The sequence below is a fragment of the Acinetobacter sp. CIP 64.2 genome (genome assembly GCF_000369645.1).
Classification (GTDB): Bacteria; Pseudomonadota; Gammaproteobacteria; order Pseudomonadales; family Moraxellaceae; genus Acinetobacter.
This window is the reverse complement of sequence record NZ_KB850122.1, coordinates 1,882,008-1,901,250: the sequence shown is the minus strand read 5'-3', so window position 1 is coordinate 1,901,250 and position 19,243 is coordinate 1,882,008. Positions and strand designations below refer to the sequence as shown.

Here is a 19,243-nt window from a genome sequence, read left to right as displayed (position 1 = left end):
GAGCCGAGAGAACTCGCATGAAAATCGGTAGATGATTGGTAGTAAGCAACAGGGATCACCACTTTTCATCTTCAAGAGTTTCAAGATAAAAAGTGGCGCTGACGGAGCTGTGTAGTTACATGACTGGTGGGCTATAGGTGAGGGTACGGCCTAAAATCCACAGTAAGAACAGCACTAAAGGCAGGTGGAACACTAATTGGGTGACAGTAAAGCCAATCACGTCTTTGGCTTTGAGTTTTAGAATTCCCAACATTGGCAACATAAAGAAGGGATTGATCAGATTTGGTAAGGCTTCGGCTGCATTATAAATTTGCACTGACCAGCCTAAATGCACTTGTAAATCATTGGCTGCTTGCATCACATAAGGCGCTTCAATAATCCATTTACCACCACCAGAGGGAACAAAGAACCCTAGCACTGCAGAATAAATCCCCATCACAATCGCAAAAGTTTCTTTTGAAGCAATCGAAACAAAGAATTCAGCAATATAATGCGATAGGGATAAATCCTGACTATTCAGCGCTTGGGTCATAATAAAGGCAATACTGCCGTAGAGCGGAAACTGAATCAGAATCCCCGACACCGCAGGCACCGCCTGACTCACAGCATTGAGGAAGTTTCGCGGTGTACGGTGTAGTGCCAGACCGAGCATCAAGAACACAAAGTTATAAGTATTGAGACTGGAAATGGCGATGATGGGATTGGTTTTAGAAAACTCGATGAACATCCAGATCAAGCCTAATGCCACCACAATAATGGTCAATAAGGGTGAGTTTTCCAACCAGTCTCCTGGTCGGGTTGATTTAACTTCAGTTTTTTCTTCTTCATCAAAACTCAGCTCAAAATCCTGCATGGTTTTGACATTGTCACCCTTTGGTGCAGACCAATAGGCAATCGCAATCGAGACAATCACTAAGATCAGAGTCATTAGCATGGATTGCCATAGGAAGATGGTTTCGGTAAATGGAATCACACCGGTGAGGTTATAGATGGACTCAGGCAAACTGGCTTTATTGGCCTGTAATTGTGCCGCAGACGAACTGATGCCTAGTGCCCAGGTTGCGCCCATACCAATAATGGCAGCGGCGGCGGCAGCACGGTAGTCCATCTGTAGCTCTTTTCGTTTTGCCAACGCAATTACCAACAATGCGGTCAAAATGGTACTGACTGCCCAATTGACCAGAGAAATCAATAAGCTGACCGTGGCGACCAAGACAATGGCACTGCGACCTGAGTGCGGGATACGTGCCATTTTCTGGATCAGTTTTTTTACAGGTGCAGAAACCGAAACCACATAACCGACAATAATCAGCATGGTCATTTGTAAGGTGAAAGGGATTAAACTCCAGAAACCATTCCCGAAGGAGCTTGCGACATCTTGTACCGATGCACCAATGCCGATGGCAGCAAAGGAAACGATAATCACACCGAGCAGAGCAAAAATATAGGAGTCAGGAAACCATTTTTCCGACCAGTTACTAATCCGCAGGGCAAACCGTTCTAACACGGCAGGTTGTTTATTCATCTTGAGCATCCATTTTTAATTTTGTTGTATCTCATCCATTTGTCCTAAATGAATGTGCTGTTCCCGAAAACAGCGAAAAGTGATGCCATTACAGCATCACTTCAACGAGAAAAATAAAAGGGTGTGTAGGGTTAAGCTTTGGCTTCAATCAACAGCTCAACACCTGTAGCAGCTTGAATTTGCTGCTCAGTCACATCAGGCGCTAACTCCACCAGTTTGATGCCTTCAGCAACAACATCCAAAACACCTAAGTCGCTAATAATGCGATGTACGACTTTTTGACCTGTCAGTGGTAAGCTGCACTGTTTGACGATTTTGGCAGTCCCGTCTTTGGCATTGTGTTCCATTAACACCACCACACGCTGTACGCCTGCAACCAAGTCCATCGCACCACCCATGCCTTTGACCTTCTTGCCCGGAATCATCCAGTTGGCCAAGTCACCTTGCTCGGAGACTTCCATGGCACCCAAAATGGCAATATTGACGTGTCCGCCACGAATCATGGCAAAAGATTCACTGCTTGAGAAAAAGGCTGCACCTGCACGCGCGGTGACGGTTTGTTTGCCTGCATTGATTAAATCAGGGTCAAGTTGCTGTTCTGTAGGAAACTCACCAATGCCGAGCAGACCATTTTCCGATTGCAACCACACATCCATATCCTCTGGAATGTAATTGGCAACTAGAGTTGGCAGGCCAATGCCCAGATTGACGTAGAAACCATCTTGTAATTCTTGTGCGGCACGTTGTGCCATTTGTTCACGTGTCCATGCCATGATTATGCGTCCTGTGCTTTGAGGGTTTTTTGTTCGATTCGTTTTTCTGGCGTGGCATTCAGCACCACACGATTGACGTAAATCCCTGCTAAATGGATTTCATCTGGATCCAGTTCGCCAATTTCTACAATCTGTTCCACTTCAGCAATGGTGATTTTTCCTGCCATTGCACATTCAGGGTTAAAGTTTTGAGCGGTTTTACGGAACACCAGATTGCCGGCTTTATCCGCTTTATAGGCTTTGACCAAGGCCACATCTGCGGTAAGAGAGGGTTCCAGAATATAGGTACGACCATTAAATTCGCGTTGTTCCTTACCTTCAGCCACCAAGGTACCTGCACCTGTTGCAGTATAAAAAGCAGGAATACCAGCACCGCCCGCGCGTAGTTTTTCCGCTAATGTGCCTTGTGGGGTGAGCTCAACTTCGAGTTCACCATTTAGATATTGGCGTTCAAATTCTTTATTTTCGCCCACATAGGAAGAGATCATTTTTTTAATTTGTCGGGTCTTGAGCAAGACACCTAAGCCAAAATCATCAATACCTGCATTATTGGAGATACAAGTCAGGCCTGTGACACCTGTTTCTTTCAGCGCCTGAATCAAGGCCTCAGGAATACCGCATAAGCCAAAACCGCCAACCGCAAAAGTCTGCTGATCTTGCACCACGTCTTGTAGTGCCAGTGCTGCGCTTGAATAGACTTTATTCATTTTTTCACCTGTAAATTCCTTGGTTTCTAATAGTTTTAGCACTCAGGGGTTATTTACAGAAGTTTAAATTTCTAAAGGATTAATGAGGGAAACTCATTAATACAATAAATTTCATCTAATTCACTCAACAGGGCACGATAACAGGGCGAATCTGTTTTGGCGTATCAGCCGAAAGGGCTTAGCCAAAATCATGTTGTAGCAAGATCTCGATAAACTCGGCTGAGATATTGGAAAGCTCAAAGTCCTTCTTATACACAATGCCAATCGCTTGCGGCAGTTTGCCATCTTCAATTTCAATCAGCACATTATGTTCCTTGTCGATGAAATTCTGAAAATGGCGCGGTATCGCACTGACCCCCATATCTAATGCCACAAAGCTGGAGAGGGAACTGATTTGATGACATTCAACTTTTAAATCTAATGTCAGATGGTTTTTAAGACAGTTTTCTTCAATCAAATGCCGAACAATCGAGGGATGTTGCAAGGTCACAAAGGGATTGGCACACAGTTGTTTCCAACTGATCGAATCCGCGCTTGCCAAAGGATGTGTTTTTGGTAAGAGCGCAAGAAAATCTTCCTCAAATAAGGGCTTAAACTCCAATTGATCATTGCGTGGCGGTTCAAAGCAGATCCCTATTTCAAAAATGCCATCCTGCACATTTTCCAGTACTTTTTCATTGGGAATATCATGAATGGAAAAGCTGATATTGGGATGTTTGGCTAAAAAGTTATGAATCACTTGCGGTAAAATCGCATGGGTGACAAAGGGCATCGAAGCAATATTCAATGTTCCGCGATTGAGTTTAAAACGTTGTTTGACGTCTTTTTCCATATCTTCCCAATTGGCCAGTAATTTCTTGGCATAAGGAATCAAGGATTTTCCTTCTTGTGTCAATTCAACCCGACGGGTATTGCGTTTAAACAGTTTGCCACCGAGTTCTTCTTCCAGTGATTTGATACTTAGACTTAAAGCAGATTGACTGAGATGCAATTCAGCAGAGGCATTTGCATAATTCAGGGTACGAGTCAAAGCCAGAAATGCTTTGAGTTGCTTTAAAGTCATGGTGGACGACCTATGCGGAAAGTTTTTGATTTATATGCTGTAATTTATAAAAAAAACAGCACATTGTGACTGGCATTTTTGTTAATTCGCTGATGCGAGCCAAGCTGTTTATTTTTAAAAAATTGGCAAATGATTATTGAGTTATTTTATCTTAATATCTAAAAATGGATTTTAAAAAGAATAAGCTAAATATACTTTGATTGGATTAATGAGTATTTTTGAATAGTTAATTTGTTTTATTAATCAATTAAATTATTTAGGTGTTATTTTTGTATCTTTATGATTTTTATGATTAATTTAAATGATTGATTTTGGTTTAATGATATTGTTTTTTATGATTTTAATGCTATTTTAAAATACGTTTTAGCATGCATCTTTGCTTTAGATTCTGTACTGCAGTTCGCAGTATTTTAATTTTGTTTATGGTTAGGATAACCACCACATAGTATAAAAAAAATAATTTGGTTGACCCTGACATATATTCTTTGGAATGGAGTAAAAGAATATGTGGGACTTATTTGTCATTCTGCTGTCTTTAGGCTTGCTGATGTACACGGCCTATCGCGGTTTTTCCGTGATTTTAATGGCACCGTTATGTGCATTGCTGGCGGTTTTTCTGATTAACCCCGCCAATGTACTGCCGTTTTATTCGGGCGTTTTTATGCCGAAAATGGTTAATTTCATTAAAGACTATTTTCTGGTGTTCTTGCTGGGTGCGATCTTTGGCAAAGTGGTGGAAATGTCAGGTATTGCCGAGTCGATTGCCCGTACCATTGTCAATTTGATTGGTGCAAAGAAAGCCATTTTAACCGTGGTTTTACTGGGAGCGATTCTGACCTATAGCGGTGTTAGCTTATTTGTGGCGGTATTTGCGATTTATCCATTTGCCAATCAGTTGTTCCAACAGGCCAATATTCCAAAACGTTTGATTCCTGGCACCATTGCCTTAGGCGCATTTACATTCACCATGGATGCCTTGCCAGGTACACCACAAATTCAGAACGTGATTCCGACCACCTTCTTTGGTACCAATATCTATGCAGCACCGTTTTTGGGTGTAATTGGGGCGATCTTCGTCTTAAGCATGGGGCTGTTGTATCTGGAGTCACGCCGTAAAGCTGCTGCTCGTGCAGGTGAAGGTTATGCTGGTTTTGCTGCTGAAGATGCAGCCATGCAAACGACTGCTAATGTAGAGCTATCTCAGCAAAACAACGGTTCAGTGCTGCGTCAAGGTATGGCCTTTGTGCCGTTGATTCTGGTTGCGGTGATGAACCGTTATCTATCCACAGCCATCAAAGAATGGTATCCGAATGGCTTTGATTTTAATGCAATTGGTTTAGCCAACTACACTGTTGATGTGGCAAAAACAGGGGCGATTTGGGCTGTCGGTTTGGCCTTGATTGTTGGCATTATTGCCGCAATTTTATTTGATTATCAACGTGTAGTGACCAATTTCAAAGAAGGTGTGAATGCCAGTATCAGTGGTTCATTATTGGCGGTGATGAACACTGCATCGGAGTATGGTTTCGGAGCGATTATTGCGGCATTACCGGGCTTTGCTTTGATTAGCCATGCACTGGGGACGACCTTTACCAATCCTTTGGTGAATGGTGCAGTGACCACGACAGTGCTGGCAGGGATTACAGGTTCCGCATCGGGTGGGATGAGTATTGCTTTGAGCGCGATGGCAGAAACCTACAATGCAGCGATTTTAGCAGCGGGTATTCCCCCTGAAGTGATGCATCGGGTGGTGGCGATGGCATCGGGCGGTATGGACACACTGCCGCATAATGGCGCAGTGATTACCTTACTTGCCGTGACAGGTTTAACCCATAAGCAATCCTATAAAGATATTTTCGCAGTGACGATTATTAAAACCTTGGCGGTATTTGTGGTGATTGCTGCATTTACATGGTTCGGTATTGTCTAAGGCAAATTTTAAATTCAGCTTGCCTGTTTTGACAGGTGAGCAATCAAAATGATCAAGAACAGGAGTAATACAATGACTCAACAACTCGAAGCCAAAGTGGCCTTTATTACGGGTTCTGCGAGCGGTATTGGTTTAGAAATTGCGAAAAAATTTGCACAGGAAGGTGCCAAAGTGGTGATTTCTGATGTCAATGCAGAGAAATGCCAGCTAGCCGTGGAGCAGTTAAAACAGCAGGGTTTTGAAGCCCTGTCAGCACCTTGCGATGTAACTGATGAACAAGCTTATAAAGCCGCGATTGATTTGACTACACAAACTTTTGGGCGTTTGGATATCCTGATCAATAATGCGGGTTTTCAGCATGTTGCAGCAATTGAAGATTTCTCAACGGATATTTATCAGAAACTGGTACAGGTGATGTTGACAGGTTCATTTATCGGAATTAAACATGCGTTTCCAATTATGAAAGCACAACAATATGGTCGTATTATCAATATGTCTTCGATCAATGGATTGATTGGCTTTGCTGGTAAGGCGGGGTATAACAGTGCTAAGCATGGCGTGATCGGCTTGACCAAAGTGGCGGCTTTGGAATGTGCCCGTGATGGCATTACCGTGAATGCATTATGTCCGGGTTATGTGGATACGCCGTTGGTACGTGGGCAAATTGCCGACTTGGCCAAAACCCGTAATGTGAGTCTGGAAAGTGCTTTGGAAGATGTGATTTTAGCCATGGTGCCACAGAAGCGTTTACTCAGTGTTGAAGAAATTGCCGACTATGCGATTTTCCTAGCCAGTAACAAAGGCGCAGGAATCACAGGGCAGGCGGTGGTGATGGATGGTGGTTATACTGCACAGTAATCTGTTTATGTGATTGAAAAGCCGCCCAATTGAGCGGCTTTATTTTTTGATGCAGTTCATTGATTGTCGAACGCTACTTTCGCCGTCTGATTATTGCTACACTTTTTTATTTTTAGGCAGATGCATTATGTCTTTTGATCTCAAAGTCAGTTTAAAGCAAAGGGCTGAACCATCTGCACAGCAGAAAAAGCTGAATCGCCTGATTGATCTAATAGAGCAGCAAAAAATCAGTCTTGCCGCATGGCAGAATGCCCAAGCCGAGATTCAACAACATACACGGCAAAAGCTGATGCCTGTGTATAGTGAACTACATGAAATCTTGTTTCAGCAGTTAGATCAACTTTGGACGCTGTTACAGCAGCATGAGTTTTCCAAAGCGGATATGCAGCAACTGGATGAAAAAATTGCCCAGCTTGCCCAAATGTTAAAGCGTTCCAAGATGTTGAAGGATGAACAGTTAAAGCTGGTCAAGCAGATCGATACTTTTTATCAGCAGCATGCACAGCAATCGGCTAAAAAGAATAAAAAACTACAGTCAGCCAAGTTTGAACAGGATGAAAATTTTGAGCAGGATGCAGCATTAGAACAAGATGATTTTGAGCAATATGCTGCCGAGCAGCAACAAGCCCGTGAACAAGCCAAGCAACTTCGACAACAGCAGAAACGTGAACAAGCTGAGCAGATGGCAGCACAGTCGCTGAAAACCGTGTATTTAAAAATTGCTGCGATGATTCACCCCGACCGTGAGCAAGACGAGACCAAGAAAGAAGAAAAAACCGAGCTGTTTCAACAGGCGAGTCAGGCCTATGAACAGCAGGATTTATTTTATTTGCTCAAGCTTCAATTACAGCTTGAACAGAATAAAGGTGTAGGGTCAAAAGAGTTATCAGCAGAGCAAGTAAAGTTTTATAAACTGGCTTTGGATGCACAAAGTCAGCAGCTAGACAGTCAAATTGAAGAGATTCTGGATTCTTTTCAGTTGGCGAAGAAAGTCAAAGCTGAGCATCTGCATATTAGTGATGTGTATAAAGCCATAGATGCCGATTGTGCTGAGTTAAAACAGCAGTTGAAGTGGGAAAAGGAACGTTTAAAGCATATGAAAAAAGTGAGTGGGGTGGAGATGTTGTTGGATAATTATTTTCTATAAATTAAGACACAATGGGTTTTAATTTAAATGTAAATGACTATAAAATATAGATCAGAAACTTAAAGTATTCAAAGTAAATTGATTTTAAAAGGATATTAATGGGGCGATTACAAAAAAGATCCTTTGAAAAGGTCTTGCAATTGGCATTTAAATATCCTTGGTTACAAACGAAAACACAGGCTTTGACAGCTCTACTATTTGAAGATTGCGAAGATGAGGCACAAACACAGTTAGTAATTGATATTTTGGACCGACTTAAGCATATCACAATACAAGAATATAATGAGTGTGTAAGTAACTTAGCATTAGATATTGCTACATGTGGAATAGAACCAAAACTATCATTCATAACAGCCATGTCTCCTAATTCTGAGGCTGATAGTGGTCAAAGTGTTTTATATGATTTAAAGGGTGAGCTATCAAAGCTTGAATGGAAAGGATATAGATCTGTTAATCGTTTTGATCAGACAGCTAAGGCTTACACAGATTTTAAAAAAAATGAAGGTGAGCAGAAAATTAATATTGTACTAGTAGATAATTTTGTTGGGACAGGATCTACAGTGATTAATAGAGTAAAAAGAATTCGAGAGCTTTTTAATCAATCAAGATATCCCGAACCAGCCATATTAGTTAAGGTATTAATTTGTACAGAAGGTGGTAAGAAAAAAATTAAAGATGAAGATATCGAGTTCTCATCTTATTATATAGTCGATGATAAGCTTTTAGAGAAAATATATGATTTAAGTGAAGTGGAGCAAAAAAAAGAATTGATGAGATTAATAGAGAGAAAATTGTCAAACTCATATAATGAAAGAGAATTTCCTAGTCTCGGCTATGGCGAATCACAAGTTGCACTTTCTATAGAAAGTAAAAACACACCCAATAATGTTTTTCCTGTATTCTGGTGGAAATACTATTCAGATAATAAAGTAAGAGATGTTTTATTACATAGAGCAATGGATGATGCTTAATGAAAAAGAGTGAAATTATATCAAATAAGCTACTTGAATTGCTTTTTTCATCTTCGAATAAAACTTTACAGGCTTATACTTTAAATCAGAGGTTGTCAATCCCTCCGAGTGAATTTTTTAAACTAATTTTTAGGCTATGTGATGAAGATTTATTAATAATTGATGGTGTTTTTGTAAAACTCACAATGGCTGGTGAACAAAGAGTTTTATTAAATGTAAATAATCGTCAAGTCAAGAAAACGTTTATTCCAGAAAAATTTATTTCAAAAACTGAACTAGAGGTTAATGAACTATATATTCCTAAAAGAAGTTTGCTTTAAACAAGAAAGAATATATACTTATTATCACCTGTAAGGATTAGTATGTTGAAGTGCAGTCGCTTCATGTGTTAACGGGTCATTGACCTTTACTCTCATTAAATCAGAGATTTAATGAGAGGGTCGAACAGCATTTGCTGATTCGAAGTAAGAAACAAGTTTATTTGGACGTTTCCTAATAAACTTGTTTCTTACAAAGCAAGTAATTTGAGTAATCCTTACAGGTTTTTTTATGTCTAATAAAGCAAAAGAATGGGTAGCCTATTTTAATGATGTAGGTTTACAAGAAGTTTATATAAATGAATACGGCTTAGTTGTTGAGAAGCTATTAAAAAACAAAGTTCCTGTAATTTTTGAGATAGAGCATTTATCGAAATTAGTTGGTATAAATGTTAAAACATTATATTCAATGATTTTTTCTACCGAAAAATTTTATCGTGAATTTGAAATACCTAAGAAAAAAGGTGGCACTAGAAAAATTAATGCTCCATTCAAATCTTTAAAAAAAGTTCAACAATGGATATATTTAAATATTTTAAAAGTAAAAAATAAAAATGCATATGCACATGGGTTTCTAGATAAAAAATCTATTTTTACTAATGCTAAAGAACATATTAATTCCAGTGTTTTTTTACATTTAGATATTAAGGATTTTTTCCCATCAATTCCTATTGGTTGGGTGGTTAATTTTTTTTATAACTTGGGGTATTCAAAAAAACTTTCCTTTTATTTGGCTAAGCTTTGTTGTTTTAAAGATTGTTTAGTACAAGGTTCATCTTGTAGTCCAGCTCTCTCTAATATTTTGTTGGTAAATTTAGATAAAAAATTAAATAAATATGCTCTAAAAAATAATTTGAAATATAGTCGTTATGCTGATGATCTTGTGTTTTCTGGTAAATTTATTTCATTAGGTTTTAGAAATTTTTGTAGTTTTCTAATTAAAAATTATGGCTTTAAAGTAAATGCAAATAAAACTAGACTTAAGGTAAATGCCTCCCAAAATATCATTACAGGAATTCAAATTAAAGGTAGTATCCTCTCTGTACCTAAAAAATATAAAAGAAAGTTGAAGCAAGAAATTTACTACATAGAAAAATATGGTTTTATTTCTCATGTAAATAAGAAAAAAATTAAAAACCCTGACTATTTACCATCTCTAATAGGGCGTGTGAATTTCGTTTTAAATGTTGAACCAAATAATTCAGAGTTTATTGAATATAAAAAAATGCTCAGTAATCTAATTCAATAAAAAATCCCCTCAATTGAGGGGATTTTTTGAATCAAACTAGTGCTTAAAGCGCAGCAATTTGCTCCATACTTTGCTTAATTTTCGCTAACTGATCAGCAAACTCAGCCAATTTCACTTTTTCACCCTCAACAACCGCTGCTGGTGCTTTGGCAACAAAACCTTCATTCGAAAGTTTATTGGCAATTTGATCATGTTGCTTTTGAACTTTATCCAAGTCCTTCTGCAAACGACCCAATTCAGCTTTAGGATCAATCAAGCCTTTCATTGGTACGAATACCGATGCATGGCTAACAACGCTAGAACAAGACAACGGTGGTTCTTGCTCATTGCTTAAGAACTCAATGCTTTCAACTTTAGCCAATGCTTTGAATAAAGCTTCGATACGGATGATTTGCTCACGCTCAGCATCAGAAATGTTCTTGAGTAATACAGGCAATAAACGCGCATTACCTAAGCCCATTTCACCACGAATATTACGTACCGCACCAATCAAACCTTGTAACCACTGCATATCTGCTTCAGCTTGATCATTCACTTTGGCTTGATCAGGCACAGGGTATTGCGCAGTCATAATCGTTGCACCACCTTTGCCTAACATCGGCGCAAGCGTTTGCCAGATTTCTTCAGTCAAATACGGCATCAACGGATGAGCCAAACGTAAAGACGCTTCCATCACGGCAAGTAATACACGGCGAACTTCAGCTTTACGTTCTTCAGACACATTGGCATCGTTCAGAACGGGTTTGGTTAATTCAACATACCAGTCACAGTATTCATTCCAGATAAAGTCATAGATCGCTTGCGCAGCAAGGTCTAAACGATACGTAGCGAATGCTTGATGTACCGCAGCTTCTGCTTTTTGCAGACGGCTCATGATCCATTTTTCTGGAAGTTCCCACAGCTCCGGACGCGCTTCTTGAGCAACCGTTTGACCTTCAACATTCATCAATACGAAACGGGTAGCGTTCCAGATTTTGTTGGCAAAGTTACGGTAGCCTTCAACACGTTTCATGTCGAACTTAATGTCACGACCCGTATTGGCTAGTGCACAGAACGTAAAACGAACCGCATCGGTACCGTAAGCTTGAATGCCTTCTGGGAATTCTTTACGGGTTGATTTTTCAATCTTCGCTGCTTGTTTCGGGTTCATCAGACCCGTCGTACGTTTTTGTACCAAAGTCTCAAGATCAACACCGTCAATCAGGTCTAATGGGTCAAGCACGTTACCCTTAGACTTCGACATTTTTTGACCTTCGCCATCACGAACCAGACCGTGTACATAGACCGTTTTAAACGGGACTTGTGGCGTACCATCTTCATTCTTCATGAAATGCATCGTAAACATGATCATACGAGCAACCCAGAAGAAGATGATGTCAAAACCGGTCACCAATACATCAGTTGGATGGAACGTATTGAGGAAATAGTTTTCCGCATCTTTCTTGGCATCGCCAGTCCAACCTAGAGTTGAGAAGGTCCACAACGCAGAAGAGAACCATGTATCCAGTACGTCTTCATCTTGGTTTAACACAACATCCGCAGGGATGTTGTTTTTAGCGCGGACTTCAGCTTCGTTACGACCGACATAAATGTTGCCTTCAGCATCATACCAAGCTGGGATACGGTGACCCCACCAAAGCTGACGCGAGATACACCAGTCTTGGATGTTGTTCATCCACGCCATGTACATGTTGCTGTACTGCTCAGGAACGAACTTGATACGACCATCTTGAACCGCTTCAATTGCAGGTTGTGCCAATGGTGCAATTTTTACATACCATTGGTCTGTCAATAATGGCTCAACGATCACACCTGAACGGTCACCACGAGGTGGTTTCAGCGTATAAGGTTGGATTTGATCTAACCAGCCTTCAGCTTCAGCTTGTTCAACCAGTTTTTTACGCGCTGCAAAACGCTCTAAACCAATATAGTCCGCAGGAGCAGGGATGGTTTTAGAAATTTGCTCGCCTGCTTTGGCAATGTATTCAAACTCAGCCAATACTTCTGCATTTTTATTGAAGATATTGATGATTGGCAATTCACAACGCTTACCAACTTCATAGTCGTTAAAGTCGTGTGCAGGGGTGATTTTTACACAGCCTGTACCGAATTCTTTATCGACATATTCATCTTTAACGATTGGAACAGCACGACCTGTAATTGGTAGGATAATGTTCTGACCCACAAGGTGTGTATAACGTTCATCATCCAGTGCCACAGCAACCGCAGTATCACCTAACAAGGTTTCAGGACGAGTCGTAGCGACAACGATATGGTCTTTACCATCATGGGTACGAAGGTTTTTATCTTCAAAGAAATATTTGAAGTGCCACAATGAACCTGCTTCTTCTTTATCTGATTCAACTTCTAAATCTGACAGGGCCGTTTGTAGTTTCGGGTCCCAGTTGACGAGGCGTTTGCCACGGTAGATTAAGCCATCTTCATGCAGTTTAACGAAGACTTCTTTGACTGCATTGGATAAACCTTCATCCATAGTGAAGCGTTCACGCGACCAGTCTACTGAAGAACCTAAACGACGGATCTGACGGGTGATGGTATTGCCTGATTGCTCTTTCCATTCCCAGATTTTTTCGATGAATTTTTCACGACCTAAGTCATGACGGCTGACCCCTTGTGCTCCCAATTGACGCTCGACCACCATCTGCGTTGCAATCCCTGCATGGTCAGTCCCGGGTTGCCATAAGGTGTTTTTACCCATCATACGGTTGTAACGGGTCAGTGCATCCATGATGGCGTTGTTAAAACCATGCCCCATGTGCAGGCTACCCGTGACGTTCGGTGGTGGAATCATGATACAGAATGATTCACCTTGACCTGAGGGTTTGAAATAACCTTGTTGTTCCCAGATTTGATACCATTTCTTTTCGATCTCGGTTGGATCGTAAGTGGTTGCAATATTTTGAGCAGATTGAGCGTCAGTCATAGTACAGAAGATTAAAATTGAATAAAAAATTAGATCTATTGTAGCAAAAAATCCTCGCTTCTGTAGGCATTTCAGCCTGAGCGGATGTGAATGATAAAAGCCGCTTAAAGAATGACTAATTTGCGGTTTTTTGAACTGTTATAGAAGGGTGTTTAGTACATCTTCATAAAATGGTTTTGATTACCGCTAATTGGCTACTCAATTACCATAACATCTTTATAGACTTCATTTTTTTCTCAAAAAGCCGATGAAAGGCGTTGGATTTTTATACAAATAGGATTAGATTTGTCTAATGCATCACATAACTTAAAAATATTGATGCTTAAAACAACAATATAAAAATGCGAAAAACTAAAAAAGGTGCTGCTCATGACTTATTCAATCCTGTTGAAAATTAATGACGTTACACATGGACAATTTGAAAGCATTCGTCAGCAACTGAATGCGGGCACGCATGAAAGCCAGTCTCGTATCTTGGGTGAAGTGCTGTCAGAAATTGCCTGTGAGATTGTCGAGCAGGTCTTTTCCGTGTTATTGATCCAAAATCGCCAACCGAATCAGTTAACCCAAAAATATACGGCTGAATCTGAGAAAGTAATTCAACAGATTATTGCTGCGGTACGCAAATATATGCCATGGTCGATTGCCTTATTTGGCAATGAGCGTCTCTGTCCCTTTGCCAATTATTTTTCCAATATGATCAAGTATCACGATGAGCTGGTCTATGTGTCTTATCCGATTGATCGGCAATTGGTTCAGCAAGCACATACGCTCGTTACGCAACTGAAAAATAATGAAATCAGTGAGATGGTTGATGTGTTCCAAACCTTGATTCAAATTGTCGATTTAGGCGTGACCAGCTTGATTCGTGAACCGAAAAAATGTCTGAATTTTAATACTGTGGTGGATAAAACTTTAAATGGGGTGATTAATATGACGGCACATTTAAGTTATAAGCGTTTAGAGAAAATGGGCAATCAGGTGGATAGTGATGCGGCAACAGATTGCGTCAAGCATTTTTTAGCATTTATGCATGTCGATACAGAATAGAGTGTGCTAAATTCGGCGGGTACAATGCAAAAAATGATAGAAAAGTTGATCTGATAAAAGGGCTTGTATCACAAGCTCTTTTTTATGCGATCTAAAAATTAGGGTTATTAGAATGAAGACCGCCGTTTTTTTAAATATTCATGCGGATACTTATGCAAGATTTGCACATATTCGGACGCAGTTATTACAAGGAAATAAAGAGAGTCAGGCCAATGCTTTAGGTAATGTTTTATCTGAAATGGCTTGTGAAGTGATTGAACAGGTTTTTATAGTGCTATTACAACAAAACCAGCAGCATTCACAAACGGGTGAATCTGAAAAAGTCATACAACAAATTTTAGAGGCCATTCGCAAGTATATGCCATGGTCAATCTCGTTCTTTGGCAATGACCGCTTAATTCCTTTGGTCGAATATCTTTCTAAAACCTTATATCTTGAAGATGAACGTATTTATATGACTTATCCTGTTAAGCAGCAATTGGCTGAGCAGATCCAAGCATCCAGCCAGAAACTTATACAGGGTGATCATGCTGAAATTTTAAAAGCATTGAAATTATTAACCGAAGTGATTGATGTTGGGGTAACTCATTTAATCCGCGAACCGAAGAAATGTTTGAAGTTCAATTTTGTGGTCGATAAAACCTTAAATGGAGTGATTAATATGACCACTCATCTTGGTTATAAGCGTCTGGAAAAATTAGGTTCGCAAATTGATCAGCAGTTGGCTGCAACATATGTGGATTACTTTCTTAAGTTTATGCGTCAGCAAGCATAGGTAGAATATCAAAATGGCAAAACTCAAAACGCTTGAAAATAAAGTGGTCTGGATTACAGGCGCTTCTTCCGGTTTAGGCAAAGCCTTGGCACGGGAATGTGCCTTGCAAGGCGCACAAGTAGTCCTGACTTCACGTCGTTATGATGAACTGGAAGCGGTACGAGTGGGTTTACTTAAACCTGAACAACACCTTTCGATTGCAGCAGACATTACTGATGAAGCTCAGGTCCGCCATGCCCATGAACAGGTTTTGGCCTGTAAGGGACGGATTGATTGGTTAATCAATAATGCGGGTTTGAGTCAACGGGCCCTGATTCAAGACACCACCATGCACACTGAACGTGCCATTATGGAAGTAGATTATTTTTCCCAAGTCTTCTTTACCAAAACCGTATTACCCACTTTTCTGCAACAAAAATCAGGTCGGGTGGTGTTTGTTTCCAGTGTCGCGGGCTTATTGGGTACACAATATCGCGCCACGTATTCTGCTGCTAAGGCGGCAATTCATATGTGGGCCAATAGCCTACGTGCCGAAGTTGCGCCAGAAGGGGTTGACGTCTCTGTGGTCTTTCCTGGTTTTGTTAAAACCAATGTCTCTTTTAATGCGCTAAATGGCGAAGGAAAACCGCAAGGTCATCAGGATGAAGCCATTGAAAATGGTTTAGATGCTGATGTATTTGCGGAACGGGTGGTGGAATCCTTAATGGCAGGCGAGCAATATATTGTCGTTGGTGGGAAAAAAGAACAATTGGGGGTGTTGGTTTCTCGATTGTCACCCAACTTGTTGTATAAGATGATTCGCAAAATGAAAGTGAAATGATTGTGAAGAATCGCAAAAAAGCCGTTTTTAATTGGAGCGGTGGCAAAGACTCATCCCTCGCATTGTATAAAGTCTTACAGCAGGACGAGTTCGAGGTGATTGCCTTATTAACCACGGTCAATGAAGAAACAGAGTTGTCGTCCATGCATGCCATTCCACATGCATTGCTTGAAAAGCAAGCTGCAAGTATTGGCATTCCGCTTTATCCAGTGTTTTTGCCGAAAAATCTACCTGTCTATGAGCAACGTATGTTGGATGCTGCCCATCATTTTAAGGCACAGGGGGTTGAGCACTTTATCTTTGGTGATATTTACCTGAGCGATGTACGAAAATATCGTGAAGACCGTTTGCATCCTTTAGGCATTGAAGTGGTTGAGCCAATCTGGAACCTGAACTCGACTGAAGTGATGCAAGACTTCTTGGATTCAGGCATTCAAACCAAAATCATCGTGACCGATGCCAGTAAGCTAGATGAATCGTTTATTGGCCAAGATATCGATGCAAATTTGATAGAACGGATGCCAAGCGAAGTTGATGTCTGTGGTGAAAACGGCGAGTACCATACCTTTGCTTATGCAGGCGGTTTATTTAAACATCCTGTTAAATTTGAAATTGCTGAAACGCGTCAGATGTCATACGAGTTTAAGTTAGAAGATGGGGAAGAGAAAACCTATCATTATTGGCAAGCGATCTTTGCCGAATCCTAAGCAAAAATCCTGTGTCATACACAGGATTTTTTTAATGTGTATGGATGATTGCCGTTCCATAGGCAAATACTTCAACCATTCCACCTTGCATCCCTAATTCAGTGGTACTGAGTCGAACGCCCATAATCTGGTTGGCGCCCATGGCATGGGCTTCTTGCTTGAGTCGAACCACGGCTTCACGACGTGCACGTTCCACCACACTTTCATAGCTGACTAAACGCCCGCCGAAAAAGTTTCGAATGGTGGCCAACACATATTTAAAATAGTCATGTGAGATCACTACATTACTGCTGATCATTTGCCCACGCGCTGTGGTTTGCACAAAACGATTGGCATCAATTCGAATATGTGCAAATTGTTTTTCTTTCTGCTCCAGTTCGCGCAAGTGTTTTTGTTCGATATGACGACCAAAGCCCCAGCCAACTGCGAAGAGAATCAGAAACAGAACAATCTGAAAAATTAATCCTTCCATGTCGTTGCCTATGCAGCAAATGGATCAGGCAATTTAGGGGCAACCGGTTGCACTACCACAGCGGTACCGTAGACAAACAGTTCAGAGGCGCCTTGGGCAATATTTGAAGTTGAAAAGCGAATCCCGACAATCGCATTCGCGCCCAAAGCTTGAGCCTTGTCAATCATACGTTGAGTCGCTTCCTGACGTGATTCCTCCAGCAGTTCGGTATAACCTGTCAATTCACCACCCACGATATTTTTTAAACCAGCCATCAGATCACGGCCGACATGTTTACTGCGCACGGTGCTGCCATAAACCACATCAAGCTGACGTAAAATTTCGTGACCCGGTACAGACTCTAAACTGCTTAGTAACATTGTATTTTCAAAATCATTAATCTATTTACTTTGAAGATAAGAAATATTCGCAATTGTTGCAATAAAAAAGCTCACCGAAGTGAGCTTTTTTATTGCAAAAGATAAAAATTATTTTTTTGCGTAATGCTGTTGTGAACTAGAAGGCTGATGCGTTATGGTTTCACTGGTCGTCGCTTTTATGCCACCACCCAATGTTTTATACAGCTCGACTTGGTTGTTCAAGTCTGCTTGTTGTAATAACAATAAACCTTGTTCAGCCGAATAAGCCGAACGTTGCGCATCCAATACCGTTAAATAGCTATCAATACCTGCACGGAAGCGGGCATTAGAAAGTTTATAGGTGGTATTGGTCGCATCGACTAAACGACGTTGAGCGGTTAAGCGGTCGCCAATGTTGGCACGCGTCGCCAAAGCATCGTTCACCTCACGGAAAGCCGACTGTACTGACTTTTCATAGTTAGCCAGTGCAATTTTTTGATCGGTTTCAGAGATCTTGATATTGGCTTTACGTGTACCCCAGTCAAAAATTGGAATATTTAAGCTAGGTCCGATTGACCATGCGCCATGACCAGCCTTGAACAGATCACTTAAATCAGTTGAGGCATAACCCGCAGAACCGGTTAAGCTAATGGTTGGGAACAATTGCGCTTTAGCAGCACCAATATTCGCTCCTGCAGCACTTAATTGGTATTCAGAAGCTTTAACATCAGGACGGTTGTTGAGCAAATCACTTGGTAAACCTGCACTTAAAGCACCTTTTTGGGTAATGCGTGCGACCTGTTGTTGTGGCAACAAGTTTTGAGGCACTTGCTGACCCACAAGTAAGTTCAACAGGTTTTGTGCCTGTGCGACTTGGGTTTTGTAATTTGCAACATCGTTACGGGCAGTCTCTACTGAAATCTGTGCCTGACGCACTGGGATTTCACTATCAATACCAACATCGAAACGTTTCTTGTTTAAGTTAAACGAATCTTGTTGAGCTTTCAGCGTCTGATCAGCCAATTTTAAATGTGCATTGGCATAAGAATAGTTTAACCAAGCTTGAGTCACTTGACTGATCAAGCTGATTTGCGTGGCATCACGTGAGCTCTGCGTTGCAAGATAGCTATCCAAAGCTGCATCTTTCAAGCTACGTACACGACCCCAGAAATCCAACTCATATGCAGTAAGGCCTAAGCCGACTTGATAGGTTGAATATGGATTATTTGGGTTCACATTTGGAGAAACTTGACGAACCGCACTGCCACTTGCACCAATCGTTGGTAATTGGTTGTTTTCCGAAATTTGGTATTGCTGTTGCGCTTTTTGAATATTCAAAGCCGCAGTACGTAAATCACGGTTATTGGCAAGCGCCAGATCAATCACTTGCAGTAAACGTTGATCAGCAAAGAAATCTTTGTAACCTTGTTCTGCGATTGATGTTCCAGAAGCATTGCCATAAGACGCGTAGCTATCCGGAATATCTGAGCTTACAACAGGCTCTGGCCCGCGCATGCTTTGGCAGGCAGCCAAAGACAGCGCGAGTGCAGAGATTGCAATGCCACGACTGGAAATAGACCATACAGTTTGCATCACG

18 protein-coding genes are annotated in these 19,243 nt (G+C 40.9%); 10 read left to right on the top strand and 8 right to left on the bottom strand.

Annotated features, from left to right (window positions below; all coding sequences use genetic code 11):
* Positions 1 to 115: 115 nt before the first annotated feature.
* The 4 genes from F895_RS02300 to F895_RS02315 all read right to left on the bottom strand — a co-directional run bounded on the left by F895_RS02300 (position 116) and on the right by F895_RS02315 (position 4,068).
* Complete coding sequence (locus tag F895_RS02300; RefSeq protein ID WP_005243877.1) at positions 116 to 1,525, bottom strand: short-chain fatty acid transporter; 1,410 nt, start codon at positions 1,523 to 1,525, stop codon at positions 116 to 118.
* Between the two features lie 131 nt (positions 1,526 to 1,656).
* A complete protein-coding gene (locus F895_RS02305) occupies positions 1,657 to 2,298 on the bottom strand; it encodes a CoA transferase subunit B (RefSeq protein ID WP_005243875.1) in 642 nt (213 codons plus the stop codon).
* 2 nt (positions 2,299 to 2,300) lie between these two features.
* Entirely contained in the window at positions 2,301 to 3,005 is a 705-nt protein-coding gene (locus tag F895_RS02310) for a CoA transferase subunit A (protein ID WP_005243873.1), read from the bottom strand.
* Between the two features lie 178 nt (positions 3,006 to 3,183).
* Positions 3,184 to 4,068, bottom strand: coding sequence for a LysR family transcriptional regulator (locus tag F895_RS02315; protein ID WP_005243871.1), 885 nt, complete (start codon positions 4,066 to 4,068; stop codon positions 3,184 to 3,186).
* A 505-nt stretch (positions 4,069 to 4,573) separates the two neighbouring features.
* Between F895_RS02315 and F895_RS02320 the strand changes: the two genes are divergently transcribed.
* The 6 genes from F895_RS02320 (at position 4,574) to F895_RS02345 (ending at position 10,540) form a co-directional block, all read left to right on the top strand.
* A complete protein-coding gene (locus F895_RS02320) occupies positions 4,574 to 5,998 on the top strand; it encodes a GntP family permease (protein WP_005243868.1) in 1,425 nt (474 codons plus the stop codon).
* Positions 5,999 to 6,070: 72 nt separating this feature from the next.
* Entirely contained in the window at positions 6,071 to 6,856 is a 786-nt protein-coding gene (locus F895_RS02325) for a 3-hydroxybutyrate dehydrogenase (protein ID WP_005243867.1), read from the top strand.
* Positions 6,857 to 6,983: 127 nt separating this feature from the next.
* Positions 6,984 to 8,003 carry a coiled-coil domain-containing protein gene (locus F895_RS02330; RefSeq protein ID WP_005243866.1) on the top strand — a complete coding sequence of 340 codons (1,020 nt, stop codon included), beginning with the start codon at positions 6,984 to 6,986 and terminating at the stop codon, positions 8,001 to 8,003.
* Between the two features lie 98 nt (positions 8,004 to 8,101).
* Positions 8,102 to 8,974 carry a phosphoribosyltransferase-like protein gene (locus F895_RS02335; RefSeq protein ID WP_005243865.1) on the top strand — a complete coding sequence of 291 codons (873 nt, stop codon included), beginning with the start codon at positions 8,102 to 8,104 and terminating at the stop codon, positions 8,972 to 8,974.
* On the top strand, positions 8,974 to 9,294 hold the full coding sequence (locus tag F895_RS02340) for a hypothetical protein (protein ID WP_005243864.1): 321 nt from the start codon (positions 8,974 to 8,976) through the stop codon (positions 9,292 to 9,294). Before F895_RS02335 ends, F895_RS02340 begins: the two co-directional genes overlap by 1 nt.
* A gap of 229 nt (positions 9,295 to 9,523) precedes the next feature.
* Positions 9,524 to 10,540, top strand: a complete 1,017-nt coding sequence (locus tag F895_RS02345) for a reverse transcriptase family protein (protein WP_005243863.1) — start codon at positions 9,524 to 9,526, stop codon at positions 10,538 to 10,540.
* Between the two features lie 43 nt (positions 10,541 to 10,583).
* Here F895_RS02345 and F895_RS02350 read toward each other — a convergent pair whose 3' ends face one another.
* Positions 10,584 to 13,484, bottom strand: coding sequence for a valine--tRNA ligase (locus F895_RS02350; RefSeq protein WP_005243862.1), 2,901 nt, complete (start codon positions 13,482 to 13,484; stop codon positions 10,584 to 10,586).
* 369 nt (positions 13,485 to 13,853) lie between these two features.
* Between F895_RS02350 and F895_RS02355 the strand changes: the two genes are divergently transcribed.
* The 4 genes from F895_RS02355 to F895_RS02370 all read left to right on the top strand — a co-directional run bounded on the left by F895_RS02355 (position 13,854) and on the right by F895_RS02370 (position 16,836).
* Entirely contained in the window at positions 13,854 to 14,534 is a 681-nt protein-coding gene (locus F895_RS02355; protein WP_005243860.1) for a hypothetical protein, read from the top strand.
* A 112-nt stretch (positions 14,535 to 14,646) separates the two neighbouring features.
* Positions 14,647 to 15,309, top strand: a complete 663-nt coding sequence (locus tag F895_RS02360) for a hypothetical protein (protein ID WP_005243859.1) — start codon at positions 14,647 to 14,649, stop codon at positions 15,307 to 15,309.
* Between the two features lie 13 nt (positions 15,310 to 15,322).
* Positions 15,323 to 16,129 carry an SDR family NAD(P)-dependent oxidoreductase gene (locus F895_RS02365; RefSeq protein ID WP_005243857.1) on the top strand — a complete coding sequence of 269 codons (807 nt, stop codon included), beginning with the start codon at positions 15,323 to 15,325 and terminating at the stop codon, positions 16,127 to 16,129.
* A complete protein-coding gene (locus tag F895_RS02370) occupies positions 16,126 to 16,836 on the top strand; it encodes a Dph6-related ATP pyrophosphatase (RefSeq protein WP_005243855.1) in 711 nt (236 codons plus the stop codon). The genes F895_RS02365 and F895_RS02370 overlap by 4 nt, the downstream gene beginning before the upstream one ends.
* Before the next feature lie 31 nt (positions 16,837 to 16,867).
* Here the strand turns inward: F895_RS02370 and F895_RS02375 are convergent, their stop codons facing one another.
* The 3 genes from F895_RS02375 to adeK form a co-directional block, all read right to left on the bottom strand.
* On the bottom strand, positions 16,868 to 17,308 hold the full coding sequence (locus tag F895_RS02375) for a YbjQ family protein (RefSeq protein WP_005243854.1): 441 nt from the start codon (positions 17,306 to 17,308) through the stop codon (positions 16,868 to 16,870).
* An 8-nt stretch (positions 17,309 to 17,316) separates the two neighbouring features.
* Positions 17,317 to 17,667, bottom strand: coding sequence for a YbjQ family protein (locus F895_RS02380; RefSeq protein WP_005243851.1), 351 nt, complete (start codon positions 17,665 to 17,667; stop codon positions 17,317 to 17,319).
* A gap of 108 nt (positions 17,668 to 17,775) precedes the next feature.
* Positions 17,776 to 19,239, bottom strand: a complete 1,464-nt coding sequence (gene adeK, locus F895_RS02385) for a multidrug efflux RND transporter AdeIJK outer membrane channel subunit AdeK (protein ID WP_005243849.1) — start codon at positions 19,237 to 19,239, stop codon at positions 17,776 to 17,778.
* Positions 19,240 to 19,243 lie beyond the last annotated feature (4 nt).